General features: G+C 72.3%; 22 protein-coding genes and 1 pseudogene. 7 read left to right on the forward strand and 16 right to left on the reverse strand.

Going from position 1 to position 20427, the window contains the following annotated elements; all coding sequences use genetic code 11:
* Window positions 1-20 precede the first annotated feature (20 nt).
* The 11 genes and pseudogenes from AB0D94_RS16415 to AB0D94_RS16465 form a co-directional block, all read right to left on the reverse strand.
* Complete coding sequence (locus tag AB0D94_RS16415) at window positions 21-977, reverse strand: DMT family transporter (RefSeq protein WP_362051764.1); 957 nt, start codon at window positions 975-977, stop codon at window positions 21-23.
* Window positions 967-2307 (reverse strand): TrpB-like pyridoxal phosphate-dependent enzyme, encoded by a 1341-nt coding sequence (locus AB0D94_RS16420; protein ID WP_362051766.1) that lies wholly within the window; start codon window positions 2305-2307, stop codon window positions 967-969. The genes AB0D94_RS16415 and AB0D94_RS16420 overlap by 11 nt, the downstream gene beginning before the upstream one ends.
* 2 nt (window positions 2308-2309) lie before the next feature.
* A complete protein-coding gene (locus tag AB0D94_RS16425; protein WP_362051768.1) occupies window positions 2310-2591 on the reverse strand; it encodes a hypothetical protein in 282 nt (93 codons plus the stop codon).
* 35 nt (window positions 2592-2626) lie between these two features.
* On the reverse strand, window positions 2627-3625 hold the full coding sequence (locus tag AB0D94_RS16430) for a hypothetical protein (protein ID WP_362051770.1): 999 nt from the start codon (window positions 3623-3625) through the stop codon (window positions 2627-2629).
* Window positions 3619-4257 (reverse strand): 4'-phosphopantetheinyl transferase superfamily protein, encoded by a 639-nt coding sequence (locus AB0D94_RS16435; protein WP_362051772.1) that lies wholly within the window; start codon window positions 4255-4257, stop codon window positions 3619-3621. The genes AB0D94_RS16430 and AB0D94_RS16435 overlap by 7 nt, the downstream gene beginning before the upstream one ends.
* A gap of 19 nt (window positions 4258-4276) precedes the next feature.
* A complete protein-coding gene (locus AB0D94_RS16440; protein ID WP_362051774.1) occupies window positions 4277-5476 on the reverse strand; it encodes an acyl-CoA dehydrogenase family protein in 1200 nt (399 codons plus the stop codon).
* The gene (locus AB0D94_RS16445; RefSeq protein WP_266938215.1) at window positions 5473-5730 is read right to left on the reverse strand and encodes a phosphopantetheine-binding protein; all 258 of its coding nucleotides are present in this window, start codon (window positions 5728-5730) and stop codon (window positions 5473-5475) included. The genes AB0D94_RS16440 and AB0D94_RS16445 overlap by 4 nt, the downstream gene beginning before the upstream one ends.
* 4 nt (window positions 5731-5734) lie before the next feature.
* Window positions 5735-7030 (reverse strand): type III PLP-dependent enzyme, encoded by a 1296-nt coding sequence (locus AB0D94_RS16450; RefSeq protein WP_362051776.1) that lies wholly within the window; start codon window positions 7028-7030, stop codon window positions 5735-5737.
* Window positions 7027-8544 (reverse strand): class I adenylate-forming enzyme family protein, encoded by a 1518-nt coding sequence (locus AB0D94_RS16455; RefSeq protein ID WP_362051778.1) that lies wholly within the window; start codon window positions 8542-8544, stop codon window positions 7027-7029. The genes AB0D94_RS16450 and AB0D94_RS16455 overlap by 4 nt, the downstream gene beginning before the upstream one ends.
* Window positions 8545-9207: 663 nt before the next feature.
* Window positions 9208-9524: pseudogene (locus AB0D94_RS16460) on the reverse strand (coagulation factor 5/8 type domain-containing protein); the annotation flags it as partial.
* A 98-nt stretch (window positions 9525-9622) separates the two neighbouring features.
* Window positions 9623-10900: a family 16 glycosylhydrolase gene (locus tag AB0D94_RS16465; protein WP_362051780.1), complete on the reverse strand. Its 1278-nt coding sequence runs from the start codon at window positions 10898-10900 to the stop codon at window positions 9623-9625.
* A 469-nt stretch (window positions 10901-11369) separates the two neighbouring features.
* Here AB0D94_RS16465 and AB0D94_RS16470 point away from each other — a divergent pair, with 469 nt between their 5' ends.
* The 4 genes from AB0D94_RS16470 to AB0D94_RS16485 are packed head-to-tail and all read left to right on the forward strand — an operon-like array spanning window position 11370 to window position 14347.
* On the forward strand, window positions 11370-12986 hold the full coding sequence (locus AB0D94_RS16470) for an ATP-binding protein (protein ID WP_362051782.1): 1617 nt from the start codon (window positions 11370-11372) through the stop codon (window positions 12984-12986).
* Window positions 12983-13390: a roadblock/LC7 domain-containing protein gene (locus tag AB0D94_RS16475; RefSeq protein WP_266938209.1), complete on the forward strand. Its 408-nt coding sequence runs from the start codon at window positions 12983-12985 to the stop codon at window positions 13388-13390. Before AB0D94_RS16470 ends, AB0D94_RS16475 begins: the two co-directional genes overlap by 4 nt.
* Window positions 13387-13746, forward strand: coding sequence for a DUF742 domain-containing protein (locus tag AB0D94_RS16480; protein ID WP_362051785.1), 360 nt, complete (start codon window positions 13387-13389; stop codon window positions 13744-13746). The genes AB0D94_RS16475 and AB0D94_RS16480 overlap by 4 nt, the downstream gene beginning before the upstream one ends.
* Window positions 13727-14347 (forward strand): ATP/GTP-binding protein, encoded by a 621-nt coding sequence (locus tag AB0D94_RS16485; RefSeq protein WP_362051786.1) that lies wholly within the window; start codon window positions 13727-13729, stop codon window positions 14345-14347. The genes AB0D94_RS16480 and AB0D94_RS16485 overlap by 20 nt, the downstream gene beginning before the upstream one ends.
* A gap of 21 nt (window positions 14348-14368) precedes the next feature.
* Here the strand turns inward: AB0D94_RS16485 and AB0D94_RS16490 are convergent, their stop codons facing one another.
* The 4 genes from AB0D94_RS16490 to AB0D94_RS16505 form a co-directional block, all read right to left on the reverse strand.
* Entirely contained in the window at window positions 14369-15355 is a 987-nt protein-coding gene (locus AB0D94_RS16490; RefSeq protein ID WP_362051788.1) for an NAD(P)-dependent alcohol dehydrogenase, read from the reverse strand.
* Window positions 15352-15555, reverse strand: a complete 204-nt coding sequence (locus tag AB0D94_RS16495) for a helix-turn-helix transcriptional regulator (RefSeq protein ID WP_323181836.1) — start codon at window positions 15553-15555, stop codon at window positions 15352-15354. The genes AB0D94_RS16490 and AB0D94_RS16495 overlap by 4 nt, the downstream gene beginning before the upstream one ends.
* A gap of 23 nt (window positions 15556-15578) precedes the next feature.
* Window positions 15579-16007, reverse strand: a complete 429-nt coding sequence (locus AB0D94_RS16500) for a hypothetical protein (protein ID WP_362051790.1) — start codon at window positions 16005-16007, stop codon at window positions 15579-15581.
* A gap of 225 nt (window positions 16008-16232) precedes the next feature.
* Entirely contained in the window at window positions 16233-17036 is an 804-nt protein-coding gene (locus AB0D94_RS16505) for a LysR substrate-binding domain-containing protein (protein ID WP_362051792.1), read from the reverse strand.
* A gap of 37 nt (window positions 17037-17073) precedes the next feature.
* Here AB0D94_RS16505 and AB0D94_RS16510 point away from each other — a divergent pair, with 37 nt between their 5' ends.
* Complete coding sequence (locus tag AB0D94_RS16510; RefSeq protein ID WP_362051794.1) at window positions 17074-17499, forward strand: DUF5997 family protein; 426 nt, start codon at window positions 17074-17076, stop codon at window positions 17497-17499.
* Between the two features lie 70 nt (window positions 17500-17569).
* Here the strand turns inward: AB0D94_RS16510 and AB0D94_RS16515 are convergent, their stop codons facing one another.
* Window positions 17570-17809 carry a chaplin gene (locus AB0D94_RS16515; RefSeq protein WP_362051796.1) on the reverse strand — a complete coding sequence of 80 codons (240 nt, stop codon included), beginning with the start codon at window positions 17807-17809 and terminating at the stop codon, window positions 17570-17572.
* A gap of 278 nt (window positions 17810-18087) precedes the next feature.
* Here AB0D94_RS16515 and AB0D94_RS16520 point away from each other — a divergent pair, with 278 nt between their 5' ends.
* Window positions 18088-18885 carry a 3-hydroxybutyrate dehydrogenase gene (locus AB0D94_RS16520; RefSeq protein WP_362051798.1) on the forward strand — a complete coding sequence of 266 codons (798 nt, stop codon included), beginning with the start codon at window positions 18088-18090 and terminating at the stop codon, window positions 18883-18885.
* 137 nt (window positions 18886-19022) lie between these two features.
* Complete coding sequence (locus AB0D94_RS16525) at window positions 19023-20426, forward strand: alpha/beta fold hydrolase (RefSeq protein WP_362051800.1); 1404 nt, start codon at window positions 19023-19025, stop codon at window positions 20424-20426.
* Window position 20427: the final 1 nt, after the last annotated feature.

A 20427-nucleotide genomic window follows, 5' to 3' on the forward strand; every position in this document is an offset into this window, starting at 1 on the left:
GACCTCACGGTCGGGGCCGGTCACGGCGCGGCCCTGCGCCGGAGCAGCTTCGGTCCGGCCACGGCCAGTACGGCGCCCACGAGCATGAACAGGGAGCCGATCAGCTGGCCCGTGCCGATGGACTCGTCCAGGAGCACGAAGGACAGCACCGTGCCGGAGACGGGGACCAGGAACATCAGCACCGACGCGGTCGTGGGGCCGACCTGGCGCACGCCGCGGTAGAACAGCGCGTACGCGATCGCCGTGGGGCCGAGCACCAGGAAGGCCATCGTCCACCAGAAGCCGCCCGAGAGGCCGCCCCAGTCCACGTCGCCCACGTCCGGGACGGCGAGGGCGGCCAGCATGAGCGAGCCGAAGGCCATGGAGTAGGCCGTGGCCCTGACCGGCTCGATCTGCACCAGGATGCGCTTGCCGATCATGGTGTAGGCGGCCCAGCCCACGGCCGCGACCACATAGGCCAGCTCGCCCAGCAGGCGGTCCCGGCCGCCGCCGGACTCGGCGACGCCGAAGAAGAACAGCACCGCCCCCGCCGCGCCGACGGTGAGCCCCGCCACCCGGTGCCACTGGGCCTTCTCCCAGCGCAGCAGCAGCGCGGCGGCCGTGGTGAGGATGGGGCTCAGGATGGGCACGATGATCGCGCCGTCCACGGCCGGCGCATAGGTGAGGCCGAAGAACAGGACGGCGTTGTACACGAAGACGCCCAGGAAGCCCGCGATGGCCAGCGGCCGGATGTCGGCCTTGCTGATGCCCGCCTTGCCGGGCAGGAGCAGCGGCAGGATCAGCAGCAGGACGACGGCTCCCGAACCGAACCGGACGGCCGCGGCCACGCTGTGGGGTATGTCCTCCACGACGATCTTCGAGACCACGAAACCGCTGCCCCACAGCGCCATCGTGATCAGCAGGGGCGGCAGGGGGTGGTTCAGGCCCCCCGCGGCCCGGCCCGTGGTGGCGGTGGCGTCCTTCGCGTCAGTGGACATGTGCGGGTGTCTCCGGCTGCTCGGGCAGGCTGCTCAGCGAAACGGCCAGTTCTTCCGTGGACAGGCCGCTGTCGTCGAGCGTTCCCTGGAGGTGGGCGTCGTACGCCGCGAGGTCGAACTGGCCGTGCCCGCTCAGGCAGAGCAGGATGACCGGCTCGGCGCCCTCGGCGGTGGCCTTCCGGGCCTCGACGATGGCGGCGTGCACGGCGTGGGAGGACTCGGGCGCCGGGATGATGCCCTCGGCCCGGGCGAACTCCAGGCCGCTGGCGAGGACTTCGTTCTGGCCGTAGGCGACGGACTCGATGGTGCCCGTGGAGTACAGCGAGCTGACGATCTTCGCCGTGCCGTGGTAGCGCAGTCCGCCGGCGTGGATGGCCGCCGGGGAGAAGGCGTGTCCCAGGGTGTACATCTTCTGCAGCGGGGTGGCGCGCGAGGAGTCGGTGAAGTCGTAGCGGTAGACGCCGCGCGTCAGCTTCGGGCAGGCGGTCGGCTCCACGGCGATGCACCGGGGGCCCTCGCCGCCGCGCAGCTTGTCGCGCAGGAAGGGACCGGCCAGGCCGCCGAAGTTGCTGCCGGCGCCCAGGCTCGCGATGACCACGTCGGGCTGCTCGCCGTACGCGGCCATCTGCTCCTGCGCCTCCAGGCCGATGACGGTCTGGTGCAGGAGGGAGTACGACTCACCGCTGCCGGTGGCGAAGCGGCTGCCGCTGTCGCGCCGCGCGTCCTCCAGCGCCTCCGCCATGGCGATGGCGAGGCTGCCGCCCGTCCCCGGGTTCTCGGCGAGCGCCTCGCGCCCCGCGTCCGTGCCGGGGGTGGGGCTGGGGACCACGGTGGCGCCCAGCATCTCCATGACCACGCGCCGGTAGGGCTTGGCCTGGTAGCTGTTGCCGACCATGTAGACGTGGCATTCGAGACCGAAGGCCCGGCAGGCCGCCGCCAGCGCGGTGCCCCACTGGCCCGCGCCGGTGGCGGTCACCAGGCGCTTGGCTCCCGCCTGCTTGTAGTAGAAGGCCTGCGCGAGGGCGCTGTTCAGCTTGTGGCTGCCGCTGACGTTGCCGCCCTCGTACTTGTAGTAGATGCGGGCGCTGACGCCGAGCTCGCGCTCCAGCTTCTCGGCCCGGCGCAGCGGAGTGGGCCGGAACGCCCGGTAGTGCTCCAGGACCTCGGCGGGGATGGCGATGTCGCTCGCCTTGCTGAGCTCCTGGCGGACGAGACCGGTCGGGATCTGCGGGTTGAGCCCGGGGCGGCCGCCCGGAGCGGGCAGGTCCGGAGCGATCGGCTCGGGCAGATCGGGGATGATGTTGTACCAGGTGGTGGGGATGCTGGCCATGGTCAGGCTCCCTTGGCGGCCGCGACGGCGCTCTGCGCGTAGGTGACGACATCGCCGAGGGTCGCCTTGCGGACCTCGGCGAACAGCTTGTCCGCGAAGGCCACGCCCAGTTCGTCCTCCACGGCGATGAGGCCCTGCACGTAGGCCATGGATCCGACGGGCAGTTCCTCGGAGCCGATCTCCGCGGAGAGCGCGACGGCCGGGTCCGGTTCGAGACCGGCGGCCTCGGCGAGGTGGCGGATGATGAGCTCCGGGAGCTGCTGGTCGATACCGGTGTTCGGCATGGTTGTCCTCTCGTACGGGATGAACCGGAAAGTGGTCAGTTGTCCAGGGCAGCGCCGGGCGCCAGGGCTGCGCTCTCGTCCGCGGCCAGCTGTCGCAGGGCCGCCACCAGCGGTCGGGTGCGCGCGCCGCCGGGCCGTCCCAGCGACAGGCGCGCGAAGCGGATCATCATGGGCAGGCGCGCCCAGTCGGCCACCAGGGCGGAGAGCCGCTCCACGGTGCCTTCGTCCGGGGCCTGGCCGGTCCTGCCCTGCCAGGTCACGTACCGCAGGTACAGCGCGCGCTGGCGGGCGGCGGTCCAGATCTCGTCCGCCTGCGCGTATCCGTCCTCGTGCCCGCCGTACCGCTCGAAGTGGCCGGCGAGCGCGAGCAGGGCGTCCGGGCCGGACCGCCAGCTCTCCGGGCGGGCGTCGGGTGCCGGTTCGAGGTCCGAGGGGCCCCGTACGGCGAACCACTGGTGGCCGGCGTGCAGGGCGCTGTCGTCCTCGTCCCCGAAGGCGTGCCGCTCCTGGAGCAGGAACGGGAGGGTGAGCTCCGGTACCCGGCGGCTCCAGGCGCGCAGTCGGCCGTCGTCGGCCCAGCCGCTCCAGGAGGTCTGGTCGCCGAGGTCGTCGGTGGCCCGGAAGGCGTCGCGCAGGTGCCAGCGGCCGTCCTCGTACCCGTCGACCACGAACCAGTGCGGTGCGTGCCGCTTCCCGTGCGCGGTGAGCCAGGGCAGGTTGAAGGAGTCGCCCACGACGACCACCGCTCCGGCGGCCGCGTACTCCTCCGCGATGCCGGCCAGCGCCTCGTCCTCGCCCGAGGCACCGCGACGGACCAGCGGGAGCGGTCCCCCGGCGGCGCGCAGTCCGGCGGGCAGGTGGCGGAAGGCGTGTACGCCCTCCCCCTCGGCCCGCGTGTCCAGGGGGCAGGAACTCCCGAGGACGGACAGCCAGTCACGACCGGTGGCGTCGAGGTACGCCGCGAGCGCCGCCCCGTAGCAGGAGAGCAGTTCGCCGTCGACGGCCGGTACCTCCGGCCGGGCCTCGGTCACCATGCGTACTCCCGGTCGTGCGCTCCGGCGGGTGCCGTGGCCACGGCGAGCGCGAGGTCCTGGCGGCTGTCCAGCCTCATCCACCGCACGGTCCCCCAGGCGCCCCGGTCCTTCACGGCGTCGACGGGGATCTGCCACGGCCGGGCCGAGAGTCCCGCGCCGACCGCCTTCGCGCAGGCCTCCTGAACGGTCCAGGTACGGGTGAAGCGGCGCGCCTGCTCGGTCCCGTCGAGTTCGGCGAGGCCCCGGTAGGAGGGGAGCGAGGCCCAGCGGCGCAGCGTAGCCGCCTTCGGCCCGGTCACCGGCTCGATGTCGATGCCGACGCTGCTGCCCATGCAGACCGCGACCGCGGCCATGCCGCCGCTGTGCGACACGCTGGTGCCCAGGGCCGGTGCCTGGGCGAACCTCGGGGGCCCGCCGTCGGTGTCCTCCGCGGGCGTCAGCTCGCGGAGGGGCCGCTGGAGCACCAGGGCGGCGGCGCGCCGGAGCAGGCTCCGCCCGAAGGCGAACTCCGCGCGCCGGGCCGGGGTCATGCGTCCGGCGGCCGCCAGCTCGGTGGAGGTGAGCAGCGACAGGTCCGGGTCGCGGGGAATTGCGCCGAGGAGCGCGTGCACCTCGGCGTCTCCGAGGCGCACGGACGTGTGCACCACACCGTCAGACAAGGCGCACCTCGGGATCGAGGAGCGTCAGGGTGCCGTTGGCCGTGGTGAGCCGGTCGTTGGAGTAGTTGAGCCGCGCCGACTTGATGTCGCGGAACAGCCGTTCCATGGGGATGGCGGAGCTGCGCATGTATCCGTGGCGCAGGCCCAGCAGGTCCATCAGGCGGTCGGCGGCGTCCATGAGGGTCTCCGAGGCGAACACCTTGAGCCCGTTGAGCCGCAGTTGGACGGGGGCCGCGCCGATGTCGCCGCCGTCGCGCCGGAGTTCCTCGATCTCCCGCACGACCGTGCCGAGGAAGGCGTCCACGGCGTCCACGTCCAGCCGGATCCGGGCGATCCGGTCCAGCACCAGCTCGGAGCGGAGGTTGAAGTCCCGGCGCCTGGCCGGGTCGCGCAGCATGGTCAGCGCGTCGCGCAGCACCCCGCACACGGCGCCGAGCCAGCTCGCCGACCAGCCGATGTGGGCGGCGGGGGCGAAGACCGCGCCGGAGATGTCCGCGAACCCGCCGGCCGCGCCGACCTGCTGGTCGGCGGGCACGGTCCCGTGCAGGGTCATGGCCACGCTGTGCGTGGCGCGCATGCCCATGGGGTTCCAGCCGTCGCGCTGGGTGGTCTCCAGCTGCTCCCGGTCGGCGTAGACCAGGGTGACCGCGTTCGAGGAGGCGTCGGCGGCGTCCCGCATCGTGATGAGGAAGCCGTCGGCCTGGGCCCCGCCGGTGACGATCGGGGCCTCGCGGTGGATCAGCAGGTCGTCGGTCTCCCGGCCGAGGGCGGCCGCGGCCGAGGTCAGGTGGCCTCCCTTGCCGGCCTCCGAGGTCACGGAGGCCACGTAGACCTCCCCACGGGCGATCCGGGGCAGCAGCCGGCTCTTGAGGCCGGGGGTGGCGTACTCGGCGAGGGTGACGACCTGCTGGCAGTGCATGGCCCAGATCAGGGCGGCGGACAGGGAGCCCCGGCCGAGTTCCTGGGCGACGGCCGCCATGTCGGCGAGCGAGCCGCCCAGGCCGCCGTACTCCACGGGAACGGACAGGCCCATGAGGCCCGAGGCGCGCAGCGCGTCGAGCGCCTCGACGGGGAAGGACGCGTTCTCGTCGGCCTCCGCGGCGGTCTCCCGCAGTACGGCGAACAGCCCGCGGGCCAGCTCGGTCGGGGTGGCGGTGGACAGGGCCTGCGCCTGCGCGCTCGGGGCGCTCACGCGGAGACCCCGTCCCGCGCCTGCTCCAGGGCAGCGCGCAGTCCGGCGAGGCTGTTGAAGGTGTCGGGCTGGAGCGCCGCGTCGGGCAGGCTCACTCCGAAGGTGTCCTCGATGTCGAAGAGGACGTCCACGGCCCGCATCGAGTCGAGGCCGAGTTCCGCGAGGGACGAGTCCTCCGTGATGGGCGTCTCCTCGGTCAGCTCCGGCAGGTGGCGGCGGAGCACGGCGACGAGCTCGGGATCAGGAGTGGTCATGGTGTCAGGTCCTCTCGACAGGGATACGGGTGAAGACAGCGCGCGAGGCGGTGGTGGGGCGTCCGCCGCCCGTGACCACCTCGACGGGTGCGGGATAGCTGAGGAAGCCCACCAGGCTGGCTGTCAGTCCGTACGCACCTGTGTTGGGCACGGCCAGCAGGTCGCCGGCGTGCAGTTCGGGAAGGTCGGAGGGGCTGCCCCACTGGTCCAGCGGGGTGCACAGCGGACCGACCAGGTTCACGGTCCGGCCGGTCGGCTCCGTGCTCTCGGCGCCCTCGCTGCCGGGCAGCCGCAGGACGCGCGGGCGCAGCGGGGGCAGCCGGCGCAGTCCGGCGAGCCCGCCGAGGTGGTGGATGCCGCTGTCGAGCAGGGCGTACTGCTGGCCCTTCGACTCCTTCACCTCGACGACCGAGGTCACCAAGGTGCCGCAGGAGCCGACGAGGTAGCGGCCGGACTCGAAGGAGATGGCGGGGCCGCCGTCGCGCCAGGAGGGCACGTGCTCGTCCAGGAGCTTCTCGAGTCCCGCGCGCAGGCCGGGGAACTCGGGCCGCTCACCGGGGGCGGCGTAGGGGGTGCCGAAGCCGCCGCCGAGGTCCAGTTCGCGGAACTCCCGGCCGAGGGCCTCGGCCAGCTCCCCGCACATGGCGAGGGCGGCGTCGAACTGGCCGAGCAGTACGTCCTCGGTGGGCAGGTTGGTGCCCATGTAGAGGTGCAGGCCCGTGATCCGGACGCGGCCGGTGTCCTTGAACGCCTCCGGGGAGCGGAGCACTTGGGCGAAGTCCACGCCGAACTTGGTGCTCACGCCCGCCATGGCCAGTCCCATGCCGGGCACCGGGCGGTCGGCGTTGATGCGCAGCAGGCACTCGATCTCGGCCGCCTCGCCCGTCCCGTGCTGCCGGCCGTCGTGCGCCACGGCGACCAGGGTCTCCAGGTCGCGCACGGACTCCACGGAGAACCGGGTGACGCCGGCGCGCAGCGCCTGTCCGATTTCCGGTGCCGTCTTCGCGGGCCCGCTGTACGTGATGTCTGCTGCCGCAAAGCCGGCCGCCAAAGCGGAATCGAGTTCTCCGGTGGAACTGACCTCGGCACGGCACCCGAGACCCGCCAGTACGCCCGCGACCGCGGGGTGCGGATTCGCCTTGAGCGAATAGTGAATGACCGCGCCCTGCGGCAGCGCCGCCACCAGGCCCGCATGGGATTGCGCCACCACATCGAGGTCGTAGAGGTAGAGCGGCGTTCCGTACGCGATTGCGGCATCGTGCGGCGATATCGCCGCGGAAAGCGGAATGCTCTCTGTCATCGTGTCCCCGCAGAAGTCAGTGAACCCAGGGCCGCCTTGTCGATCTTCCCGTGGGGAGTCAGCGGAAGCGTCTCGAGAACCTCGCACACTTCGGGAATCTTATGCGGTTCGAGACGGTCCCTGAGTCCGGCGAGAATTTCCGGAACGTTCACTTCACCACTGACGAACAGATGCGCGGGACCGTCACCGACGGGTGAGAGCGCCGCCGCCTGATCGACTCCGGAAATATCCAGCGCGGCCTGTTCTATCTCCATGGTGCTGACGCGGAATCCCTTCCGCTTGTAGACGTCGTCGTCCCGGCCGAGGAAGTAGATGTATCCGTCCTCGTCCATACGGCACTGGTCGCCGGTGTACAGGGCGTGCCGCCCGTCCGGGCCGGGGCGGAACCGGATCCCGGTGAGCTCGGGCGCGTTCCAGTAGCCGGGCATCACGTGCGGACCGGAGACCACCAGTTCGCCGCCGCTGCCGGGCGGGAGCACCCGGCCCTCCTCGTCCACGACCGCGCAGCTGGTGCCCGGCAGCGGGCGCCCCACCGACCCGGGCCGCGCGTCCACGTTCTCGGGTTCCAGGATCGACACCCGCTTGCACTCGGTCAGCCCGTACATGGGGGCGACGCGCAGTCCAGGGATGGCGGCGCGCAGCGAGGAGATGTGGGACTCGCCGAGCGCGGCGCCGGTGTTGGTCACGAGCCGCAGCTTCAGCCGGTGCGCGCCGGCCCGGGCGGCCAGCCGCACCAGGGTCGCCGCCAGCGCGGGGACGAGCGGGAAGACCGTGGCCTCGGTCTCCTCCAGCCTGCGCAACAGCGCGGGCCCGGCCGAGGCGTCGCCGTCCAGGACCAGGTGCGCGCCCGCCGCCAGGGAGAGGAACACCTGGTAGAGGCCGTAGTCGAAGGAGAGCGGCGTGCAGGAGAAGACCGTGTCGTCCGCCGCGTAGCCGAGCACCTGGCCGATCGCGTCGATCGCGAAGGCCATCTGCCGGTGGGGGGACATCACCGCCTTGGGCATGCCGGTACTGCCGGAGGTGTAGATCAGGCAGGCGAGGTCGTCCTCGGAGCGGTCGCCGTCGGCGGGCTCGCCTTCGGGGCGCGAGGCGGGCGTCGACGGGGCCGCCGCGAGGGCCGGGCCCGCTTCCCACAGGTCCGCTTCCAGGACGACGGTCCGCACCCCGGTGCCGGTGTGGGCGCCGGTCAGCTCGGGCACGACGAGGGCCAGCGCGGGAGCGCAGTCCGCCGCGATGTGGTCGAGGTGGAAGGGCCGGACGCGGGGGTTGAGGACCACCGCGACGGCGCCCGCGTAGGAGCAGGCGAAGAGCGCGGCCACCGTTCCCGGGCCGTTCGGGGCGTGGATGACGACTCGGTCTCCCCTGACCACGCCGAAGCCCGAAAGGCGTTCGGCCAGGTTCATTGCCCGACTGCGAAGTTCCCCGTAACTCCAGGTGACACCTCCGGCCGTGAGCGCGGGACGGGTCGCCTCCACTTTGCATTGTTTCTCGAGCAGATCATGTAGGAAACGCAAGACTTACCCCTCGTAAGCGTGACGGACGGCCCACCCTCTCAACTCGGGCGGAACGTGTCCCATCGGGAGCCGCGGCAATGTGTTGCGGGTTCGTGAAATTCACGACGACGCGCCGGTGACGTCTCGGGACGGAGCGCAAAGAGACCCGACGACGGCCGCTCTGCCGTGGTCGAGCGCGTGCAGCATCCGTGTTCACGTGTTCATGGCCCCCGCCGTCTCCCCCGCTACGCACCGGAACTCCGGATTTCTATTTCCGGAGTTCTCGAAATGCGGAGCTTCCCATGGACTACGCGGAACAGAAGATCATTTGCTCTGTTGCGGTGCAAGCCCTTATCCGAATGCCGAGACGAGCCGAAAGGGCCTAACCGGGACCATTTGCGAAGATGTTCACCGTCTCCCCCCATAGCCCGCCCATCCCGCACAGACCCCTGTTATCTCCCGGGGGAGTTCGCAGGCCAGGGCCCTGGCGGGGGCGGGCGGGACCGGCGCCGCGGTGGGACCGCACCGGACGCAGGGTTTCAGGGGTGCTCAGCGTTTCTCAAGCGGTTCTCAAGCCGTTCTCAAGTGGTCCTCAAGTGGTTCTCGAGCGGCCCGACGCACGGTGCCGGGCCGCCCGCGCGTGGCGGAGCGGCCCGGCACTTGGGACCGGCGACTACGGCAACGTCAGGGGCAGCTCGCCAGGTTGGCCACGTTGGTGGCCGCGTCGGAGGGCCCGCCCCGGTCGTTGATCACGTGCCGGATGGTGCCCGTACCGCCGAGCGAGACGGTCACCATGTTCCGGAAGCGCACGTTCGGATTGTTGGGGGCCTCGAAGGCCCGCTCGGCGGTCACACTGCTGTTGACGTCGAAGAAGCAGTAGCTGCCGAGACCGTAGGCCTGGTGGCTGGTCACGTGGCCCGCGACCTTGTACGCCGCGTGGCCCGGGTGGAGCCGTTCATCCAGGCCGCCCGGTTCGGTGGATCGTAGGGCATCTCGTTCTGTTGAAGTGCTCTCCCGGCTGAAGCCGGGAGTTTCCTGCTTGCCTTGCGGCAGCGGGCTTGGTGGGGGGTGCGGGGGTGTGGGGATGGGTGGGTCGCGGTCAGGGGGTCCGGGCGGCCGACGACGTCCACTTCTGCTGCGGGGCTCCGGTGCAGGTCCAGATCTGGAGCCGGGTGCCGTTCGCCGAGCTGCCGCCCGTGGCGTCGAGGCACTTGTCCGCCCGCGGGTTGACCACGTCCCGGGCCGCCGGGAAGGACCACTGCTGGGCAGGGGTCCCGTTGCAGTCCCAGAGCTGGACGGGGGTGCCGTCGGCCGTGCCGCCCGAGGTCACGTCCAGGCATTTGCCGAGCGCGCGGACGGTGCCGTCGGCGCCGATGCTCCACTGCTGGGCAGCAGTTGCGTTGCAGTCGTAGAGCTGTACGGGAGTTCCGTCGGCGGTGCCGGCTCCGGCGACGTCCACGCACTTGCCGCCGAGTCCGGTGATGGGGCCGGCGCCCGGCTGACCGCCGCCGGTGGTGACCCGGACGTAGTCGACGAGGAGCTGCTGGGGGAAGGCCGTACTGCCGTCGGGGTCCCCGGGCCAGTAGCCGCCGACCGCGAGGTTGAGGATCAGGAAGAAGGGCTTGTCGAAGACCCACTGGCGGCCACCGAGGTCGGCGGGGGTGCGCCGCTGGTACACGGTGCCGTCCACGGACCAGGTGATCGCGTTCGGGCTCCAGTCGACGGCGAAGGTGTGGAAGGCGTCGGCGAAGGCCTGACCTCCCGGCAGGGTGTAGCCGGCGCCGATGCCGCCCGAGCCGGAGTACCCGGGCCCGTGGAGGGTGCCGTGGACCGTGGAGGGCTCGAAGCCCACGTTCTCCATGACGTCGATCTCGCCCGAGGCGGGCCATCCGACCTGGCCGATGTCGTCGCCGAGCATCCAGAACGCGGGCCACATGCCCTGGCCGCGCGGGATCTTCATCCGGGTCTCGACGCGGCCGTACGTCGTGGTGAACCGCCCGGCCGTGTTCAGCCGGGCGGAGGTGTACTCGCAGCGCCCGTACCAGCACTGGTAGTTGCCCGGGTTCTCGCGACGGGCGGTGACGACCAGGTGGCCCTGGCCGTCGAGGGCGGCGTTGCGGTTGCCCGCGGTGTAGTACTGCCGCTCGTGGTTGTTGACGTTGTCGCCGGTCTCGGTCTGCCACTTGCCCGCGTCGACGGCCGAGCCCGCGGGTCCGTCGAACTCGTCGGAGAAGGTGACGGCGGCCGCCGCGGCCGCGGGTGCGGGGAGCTGCACGGCCGGGGTGCCGCCCTGGGCCAGGCCGGTGGACAGGGACGCGAGGGCGAGGACCGAGGCGAGGGACAGGAGCAGGCGCCGGGGTAAGCGGGGGAGGTTCATGACTCTCCCTTCCATGAGCAGGGATCGGGCAGGGGTGTGGCAAGCGCAGTCCTGGGACGCTTAGTTCACTACGTGATTTAAGAAGTGAACAAATTCCCCGTCAAGGGGTTGGTATGGACCACATCCTTGAATGCGGGTCTTCCGCGCAAGCCGGACCCGGGTCACCGGCGCCGACGGAGGGTCCGGCACCCGGAGGGAATCAGCCGAATCCGGCGGGGCCGCCACGGCGGAACCCGCCGGTCCGGGCCGCGGGTCCCGGCCGGACGTCCGGCAGGTCTCCCGGCGCGGGCGGCCGCTCGGGGCCGCCGTCCGGGAACCTCAGGCGCCCGCTGTTTTCGGACAGGTTTCGCGACCGCAACTGAACTGGCCCGTCCGCATCATGACCTGTTGTCAAGACCCGTACACAGAACCGATAAGATCCCGGGCTGTTGTCCAATGATCTTTCGCTTTCGATCGTTTGAGGGTTCTGATGGTTCGAGAGGGATCGTCGCCCGGTAGTACAGGGCCCACCTCACCTGTCGCATGGGCGCTGCCCGCTCTGCTGACCGCGGCGGTCACAGCGGTCGCCGTGGCACTGGTGTCGTCGTCCGCGCGCACTGCCGTGGCCTGGATCGGCGCGGTCGCCTTCGTCGCGGTCGCGCTCTCCTGTGGTGAGGCCGCCCGGCGCGGCAAGGCGATGGCGGCGCTGCGGGCGACGGTCGCCGCGCAGGACGCGGCGCTGTCACGGCAGCAGGCCGAGACCGTACGACTGGCCGACACGCTGCTGCCCGATGTCGTGGCACGGCTGCGCAAGGGCGAGTTCCCCGAGGACGTGCTCACCTCGCTGGAGGACACGGGCTCCTACCAGGCAGGTCTGACGCCCGAGTTCATGGCCGCGCACCAGGCGGTACTGCGCTCCGTGCTCGAAGCCGTGGTCGCGGAGGAGGACCTGCGCGACTCGGCGCAGCGCGCCTTCGTGAACATCGCCCGCCGCGTCCAGGCCATCGTGCACCAGCAGGCCACGGAGCTGCGGGAGATGGAGGACCGGCACGGCCAGACCCCGGCCGTCTTCGGCGATCTGCTCCGGCTCGACCACGGCACCGCGCTCATCGGCCGCCTCGCCGACTCCATCGCCGTACTCGGCGGCGCGCGGCCCGGCCGCCAGTGGAACAAGGCCGTGCCGCTGTACAGCGTGCTGCGCGGTGCGATGTCCCGGATCATCGACTACCAGCGCGTGGAGCTGCACTCGGTCTCCCAGGTCGCGGTCGTCGGCCCGGCCGTCGAACCGCTCATCCACGCGCTGGCCGAGCTGCTCGACAACGCCACCCGCTACTCCCCGCCGCAGACCAAGGTCCACCTGACCGCCGTCGACGTGAACTCCGGCATCGCGGTCGAGATCGAGGACGGCGGTCTGAGCATGAGCGAGGAGGCCCGCAAGCGGGCCGAGCGCATGCTGCGCCAGGCGCAGCAGGGCATCGACCTCACGGACCTGGGCGAGACCCCGCGACTGGGCCTCGCCGTGGTCGGCCGGCTCTCGCAGGCCTACAACTTCCAGGTCTCGCTGCGCTCTTCGGCGTACGGAGGCGTGCGCGCCGTCCTCGTCATCCCTCAGGACCTGATCACCACCGTCTCCGCCGCGACGGGCGTGGCCCACGGCATCGGCACCTCGTCCGGGCCCCGCGCGGCCGTTGAACCGGCCGCCGGGCCGGGTGAGGCCCGTACCGCCGCGCTGCCGGCGGCGCAGCCCCCCGTACAGCCCGTCGACCCGCGGATCCCGCGCCCGCCCACCGGCCCTCGGATCCCGGTGGCCGACCACGGCTCCGACGACCTTCCCGCCGTGACCGAGCGGACGTCGAACGGACTGCCTCAGCGGCGCCGCAAGGTCCGCGCCGCGGCTCCGGCCGAGCCGGCCGCCGCCGAGTGGTCCGCCGCCGCGGCCCCGGCCCGGCCGGAGGCCGAGCCCGAACCCCAGGTGGAGCCAGGCATGTGGCTGGCCGCCTTCCAGAGCGGCCTCTCCGGGGACAGTCAGACCGGTCCGGGGAGGACCGCAGCAAGCCAGAACAGTGACGCCTCGCCGAACTCGGCGAGCAAGGGGGAACAGCCATGAGTCAGCTGCAGACCAATATGGACTGGATGCTCAAGGACCTGGCAGAGAGCGTTCCGCAGACCCGACACGTGATCGTGCTCTCCGCCGACGGCCTGCGCATGGCCCAGTACGGTGCGGAGACCGACACGGCCGACCGGCTCGCCGCCGCCTGCGCCGGACTCCAGAGCCTCGCGGGCGCGGTCGCCTCCGAGCTCCCCAACAGCAAGGGCCGGATGCGGCTGGTCGTCATCGAGATGGACGGCGGCTTCTTCTACCTGATGGCAGCGGGCGCCGGCGCCTATCTCGCGGTCCTGGCCGACGAAGGGGTCGACGCCGGGCTGATGGGCCAGCGCATGCGGGACCTGGTGGCGCGGATCGGAGAGCACCTCAGCAGCCCGCCGCGCCGCGACGGGCAGACCGCGTGAGTGACCCCGGCCCCCGCTGGGAGGACGGCACTCCCGAGCGGCTGTACGTCATCACGGGCGGCCGCAGCGGACCGTTAACCACGACCACCCTCGACCTGGTGACGCTGATCATCGCCAGGTCGGGGCCCAGGCCCGGGATGCAGCCGGAGCACGCGGCGATCATGCGCATGTGCCAGTCGCCGCTCTCGGTGGCGGAGATCTCCGCGTACCTCGCCCTGCCGGTGAGCGTGGTCACCGTACTCCTCGGTGACCTGCTCGCCGCCGACCACGTGCTCTCCCGCGCACCGGTCGCCCTCGCCCAACTACCGGACCTGGCATTGATTGAGGCAGTGATCGATGGACTTCGAAAGCTCTGACCCTCCCGCGGGGCCGCGGCGCGAGGACGTATTGCCGGCCACGGCCGCCGCCGCGGTCAAGGTGGTGATCGTGGGCGGCTTCGGGGTCGGCAAGACGACCCTGGTCGGATCGGTGAGCGAGATCCGGCCGCTGACCACTGAGGAGACGATGACCCAGGCCGGGGTCGGTGTCGACGACACGGCGGGCGTGGAGCGCAAGAGCTCCACCACCGTGGCCATGGACTTCGGCCGGATCAGCATCAACGAGGAGTTGGTGCTCTACCTCTTCGGCACGCCGGGCCAGCAGCGCTTCTGGTTCCTGTGGCACGGCCTGTTCGAGGGCGCGCTGGGAGCCGTGGTGCTGGTCGACACCCGTCGGCTGGAGGTCAGCTTCGACGTGATCGGCCGGCTGGAGGAGCGGGGGGTGCCCTTCGTGGTCGCCGTCAACTCCTTCCCCGCGGCGCCCGAGTACCCGCTGGACGAACTGCGCGCCGCCCTGGACCTGCCGGCCTCCGTGCCGCTGGTGCTGTGCGACGCCAGGCGCCGCGACTCCAGCCGTGACGTCCTGATGACGCTCATGCGCTACCTGCATTCCCTCGCGGTGGCGCCGGAGGCATCCTGACCACTCCTTGGTGCCCTGCCGTCAGCGCGGGGCGGTCTCCACGCGGATGACGAGCTTGCCGCGCACGTGACCGTCCCTCAGGTAGCGGATGGCGTCGGGGACTTCCTCCAGCGGGTAGCTGCGGTCGATCGCGGGGGTCATCGAGCCTGCCTCGATGAGTTCCGCGAGGACCTTGAGGTCGTCGTGGGGCACCCCGGCGGCCAGCGCGCGCAGCCGCTGACCGACGAACGGCGACAGCAGCATCGCGCGCAGCTGGCGGTCGTTGCCCCCGATCCACCTGCCTCCGCCCTCACCGCCGACGATGACGAGGGTGCCGCGGGGGGTGAGGGCTCGGCGGAGGGCGCCGAGGGGGCGGTTGCCGGCTATGTCGAGGACGAGGTCGTGGCGGCGGCTGCCGTCTACGGGGTCCTCGCGGGTGTAGTCGATGACCTCGTCGGCGCCGAGGGAGCGGACCAGGTCCGTCTTGGCCGTGCCGCACACGCCGGTGACGCGGGCCCCGAAGGCCTTGGCCAGCTGTACGGCGTAGCTGCCCACGCCGCCCGACGCGCCGATGACGAGGACGCTCTGCCCGGCCGTGACTCCCCCGGCGCCGCCGAGGGCCTTCAGGGCGGTGCAGGCGGACACCGGGACGGCAGCCGCCGCTTCGAAGTCCAGGTTGCGCGGCTTCAGCGCGAGCTGGTCCTCCTTGGCGCAGGCGTACTCGGCGAAGGATCCGTTGCCCGCCCCGTACACCTCGTCACCCGGGCGGAAGCGGCCTGCCCCGGGCCCCACGGCCTCCACCCGGCCCGCGAGGTCCATTCCGCGCACCCGGTCCTTGGGCGCGCGCAGCCCGAAGCCCGCGGCCCGGATCGCGTACGGACGCCCCTCCAGGAGATGCCAGACGCCCTGGTCGACGGCGGCCGCGTGGACCCGTACGAGCACCTCGCCCTTCCCCGGGACCGGCCGCTCGACCTCCTCCACGCGCATCACGTCGGGCGGTCCGTACACGTCGTGGACTACGGCTCTCATGGTGTGTCTCCCTCGGTCTCGGGGTACTGGAACACGCGGTCGAGCGGTACGGCGAACACCCGGGCGATCTGGAAGGCCATCTCCAGGGTGGGCGAGTAGCGGCCCTGCTCGATGGCGATGACGGTCTGGCGGCTGACGCCGATCCGGCGGGCGAGTTCGGCCTGGGTCATCTCGTCGTGGGCGAAACGCAGGGCCCGGATGGTGTTGGTGACCCGCGTCGACCTCACCACGGGTGGAACCCGAAGCGGTAGGCGACGAGTTTCGCCACGGATCCGAGGACCGCGGACAGCACGAAGGCCAGGTAGATCGCGTTCGCGATCCAGAACGGGGCGGCCTCGGCCATCGCCAGGGCGAGCCCGGCCACGCCTCCGACCACCACGAACGACTGCCCGATGTACTCGCCGAACCGGTGGATCTCCCGGTCGCGCTGGTCCTTGGTGGTCTCGCCCTCGGGCGAGAAGGCCGTCACGAGGATGTGGAGCACGATCGACGCGGCGATCGACGCTCCTACGGTCCACAGCAGGGCGGCCACGTACGGCGCCTCGGCCAGCGGCACGCCCGCGGGCCGCCCGAGGACCACGCCCAGGTACGTGGCGTACGAGGCGATGGCGACCACGAGCATGATCCAGGCGCGTTTTTCTTCTGCTGCCACTCCGACTCCCCATGTCAAACAGACCTGACACCGTGAGTGTCAAGGAGTCGCAACACCATGTCAAGTTTTCTGTACCTCACTCCCCCGCCGGACACCACGGCTCCGCCGGGGACGACGGAACGACGGGACGCGGAGGCGGAGGCGGAGGCGGAGGCGGAGGCGGGAACGACGACGGCCCGCCGCCCCCTGCTGGGGACGGCGGGCCGTGGCGGGTGCCTGCGGTGGCTACGGGCGGCGGCGCGGCTTGCCGCGCTTGGCACCCTTGACGCCCTTGGCGCCGCCGGAACCGCCCGAGCCGCCGCGCGAGCCCTTGCCGGAGCCGGCGGACTTGCCCGAGCCGGCCGTCTTGCCGGATCCGGGCTTGCGCTGCGCGCCGCCCGCCTCGGGGCGCTTGCGCTTGGGCTGCGGCGGGGTCGGGGGCCGGCCCCGGGTGCTGTTGACGGTCCGCCCGCGGACGATCCCGATGAACTCCTCCACCAGGTCGGTGGTCTCCTCCTGCGGCCAGGACAGTGCGACCCGCGATTCCGGGACGCCCGAGACGGGCCGGTAGGTGAGGTCCCTGCGGTGGTACAGGCGGGCAAGCGACTGCGGGACGACGAGCACGCCCACCCCGGCCGCCACCAGTTCGATGGCGTCCTCCGTCGTGGCGGGGCGCTCCATCGCGGGCCGGCCCGGCGGGCGCTCCCAGTCCAGGGTGTCGTCGAGGGGGTGCAGCACGATCTCGTCGGCCAGGTCCTCGGCGGACACCTCCTCGACGGCCGCCACGAGGTGATCCTTCGGGATCACGACCACGGTCGTCTCGGTGTAGAGGGGGATCGCGCTGAGGTCTTCCCGGTCGACGGGCAGGCGTACGAATCCCGCGTCGGCAGCGCCGCCCCGCAGCACGCCGAAGGCCTCGGCGGCGGGGGCCGCCACGAGGGTCAGGGGGATGTCGGGCAGCCGCTCGTTCCAGATCCGCACCCACTTGGTGGGCGTCACTCCCGGGACATACGCGAGCCGGAACGAAGGGGTTGTTTCCGAGCCTGTCACTCCGCCAGGTTACCGGTCGTGGTCGGAGGTAGCGCACATGCTCGATACCCTTGACCCCATGACGTCGCACCAGAACACCCAGACCATGAAGCCCGCGACCGCGGCGAAGAAACTGGGTGTGTACCTCGAGGCCACCCCCGCCGAGTTCCAGGAGGGTGTCGTCTCGCGCACCGAGCTGGCCGCGCTGCAGGCCGACCCGCCCCAGTGGCTCCAGGAACTGCGACGCAACGGCCCGCACCCGCGCCCGGTGGTCGCGGCGAAGCTGGGCGTCTCCATCGCGGGTCTGGCCCGCGGCGGGGTCACCGAGCCCCTCACCACGGAGCAGATCGAGGCGCTGAAGAACGAGCTCCCCGAGTGGCTCCAGCGGGAGCGCGCCACCCAGGCCGAGGTCCGCAAGGAGACGGTCCGCATCAAGGAGAAGAAGGCTGAGCGGGCCGAGAAGCAGGACCGGTCGGGTTCCTGACTTCCGCTGAACCGATGAAGTGCCGTGGGGCGGGGGTCCGAAGACCCCCGCCCCACGGTCGTCCCACAGGTCAGTCGTTGATGCAGACGTTGCCGGCGGTCGGGTTCAGCAGACCGATCACGTTGATGCTGTTGCCGCAGACGTTGATCGGAATGTGGATGGGGACCTGAATCACGTTGCCCGAGAGAACGCCCGGGGAGCCGATCGCCACACCCTCGGCCTTGGCGTCGGCGGACGCCGCCGACGCGCCGCCGGCGATCGCCATGGCGACGGCCAGGGCCAGACCAGCACTCTTCAGAACACGGGACATGGGAAGTCTCCTAGTTGCTCCAGAACGGCGCCTGTGCGCCGCGCGTCCCCAACGGGGCCGTATCTTCTCTTCGGCACGAAATCCCTTCCCGATCGGCCAATGCGGGCCGGTTCCCTCGAAAGGGTGGGCCCGCCCCTCCTGCATTCGGGCGGCCGCGGGAGTGCCCCCGTCCGAGCGCGCCCAGCCCTGAACATGGCGGACCACGCCACAAGGCCACCGGGGACTGTGGTGCCCGCGCACATGGGCCGCCGGCCCGGCTGTCCCTAGCGTTTGCGGCCATGACGAGCGAACTTCACGCAGTTCCCGCCGCCCTCCCCCGCGGTGCCCACGGGGTGGACCTCACGGGACGCACGGCCCTCGTGACCGGCGGCGGCAGCGGCATCGGGCGGGCCTGCGCGAGGGCACTGGCCGACGCCGGGGCCCTCGTACACGTGGTCGACCGCGACGGAGCGGCGGCCGACGAGGTCGCCCGGGCCACCGGCGGCCGGGCCCATGAGGTGGACCTCACGGACGCCGGGGCGGTGCGCGGGCTCCCCCGCGAGGTGGACGTCCTCGTCAACAGCGCCGGGCTCCAGCACGTGGCGGCGATCGAGGAGTTCCCGCCCGAGCGGTTCGAGCTGATCCAGCGGGTGATGGTCACCGCGCCGTTCCTGCTCCTGCGGCAGTGCCTTCCGCACATGTACGCGGGCGGCTGGGGCCGCGTGGTGAACATCTCCAGCGTGCACGGCCTGCGGGCCAGCCCGTTCAAGTCCGCGTACGTCGCCGCCAAGCACGGCCTGGAGGGGCTGAGCAAGGTCACCGCCCTGGAGGCCGCCCCGCACGGGGTGACGAGCAACTGCGTCAGCCCCGGCTACGTCCGTACGCCACTGGTCGAGGGGCAGATCGCGGCCCAGGCCGCCGCCCACGGGGTTGCTCCCGAGGAGGTCGTCGGCGGCGTGCTGCTCAGCCGCTCCGCGATCAAACGGCTGATCGAGCCGGAGGAGGTGGCGGCGGTCGCCGTATGGCTCTGCGGGCCGCACACCGGCTACCTCACCGGCGCCTCCATCCCCCTCGACGGCGGCTGGGGCGCCCACTGACGGGCCCGGCCGGGGCCCGGCCCGTACGCGGTCCCGCGCCGCCCGCTCCGCCGACTTGCGCGCGGGCCGGGAAGGGCGTTGGTTCGAAGTAGGTGCGTACGCGGTTTCCGTCTCCCCTGGACTGGGGGTGAACCCTCGTGCTGTTCGCCCATCGCGCTGACGCGGGGCGGCGCCTCGCCGCCGCGCTGCGGCACCTGGAGGGGGCGGATCCCGTTGTCCTGGGCCTGCCCCGCGGCGGGGTCCCGGTGGCCTTCCAAGTAGCCCGGGCGCTCGGAGCCCCGCTGGACGTGGTCGTGGTCCGCAAGCTCGGCGTGCCCCATCACCGCGAGCTGGGGTTCGGCGCCATCGGCGAAGGGGGCGTACGGGTCATCAGCGAGGACATCGTCCGCCTCGGCCGGGTCGGGCCGGAGGACCGCGCGGCGGTCGAGCGCGCGGAGGAGGCGGAGCTCGTACGGCAGGCCCGCAGGTTCCGCGGGGACCGGCCGCGGATACCGCTCGAGGGCCGCACCGCGATCGTCGTGGACGACGGGATCGCGACCGGCGCCACGGCTGCGGCCGCCTGTCAGGTGGTCCGGGCGCTGGGCGCGGCGCGGGTGGTGCTGGCCACGCCGGTGGCGCCGCCGGACGCGGCGTCGCGGCTGCGTTCCGCGGCGGACGAGGTGGTGTGCCTGTCCACGCCGCACGCGTTCCGCGCGGTCGGCGAGTGGTACGAGGACTTCACCCAGACCCCCGACGAGGAGGTCGTCGCCCTGCTGGCCGAGGCCGATGCGGCGACGGAGCGCGCGGCCCGGGCCGCCCCGTCCGACGAGCCGGCCGCATCCGCCCCGCCCGGCCCGCCCGCCCTGTCCGCCCCGTCCGTCCCGTCCGCCCCGTCCGTCCCGTCCGCCCCGTCTCCCGCGTCCGCCTCGTCCGCCGAGGTGACGGTCGACGCGGACGGCCTCGCCCTGGCCGGCGACCTCGTCCTGCCTCCCGGCGCCCCGGCGGTCGTGGTGTTCGCCCACGGCTCCGGCAGCAGCCGACACAGCCCGCGCAACCGGTCGGTGGCGCGGGCCCTCAACCACGCGGGCCTGGGCACCCTGCTCTTCGACCTGCTCACCCCGGCGGAGGAGGCGGACCGGGCGAACGTCTTCGACATCGAGACCCTGGCCCGAAGGCTCACGGACGCCACCCGCTGGCTGCGCCGGCGCGAGTCCGGGCCCATCGGCTACTTCGGGGCGAGCACCGGAGCCGCGGCCGCGCTGTGGGCCGCCGCCTCGGCCGACGCCGACGTCGGTGCCGTCGTGTCCCGGGGCGGCCGCCCCGACCTCGCCGGGCCCCTGCTCGCCGACGTACGGGCGCCCACCCTGCTCGTCGTGGGCGGCCGCGACACGACGGTGCTCGGCCTCAACCGGCAGGCCCTGGCGGAGCTGCGCTGCGAGAAGCAGCTGGCCATAGTGCCCGGCGCCACCCACCTCTTCGAGGAACCGGGAGCACTGGCCGAGGTGGCCGGCCTCGCCCGCGCCTGGTTCACGAGCCACCTGGCGCCGCCGGCCGGTCCCTGAA

Origin of the sequence: Streptomyces sp. NPDC048255 (assembly GCF_040652415.1) — a bacterium.
Lineage (GTDB): Bacteria > Actinomycetota > Actinomycetes > Streptomycetales > Streptomycetaceae > Streptomyces.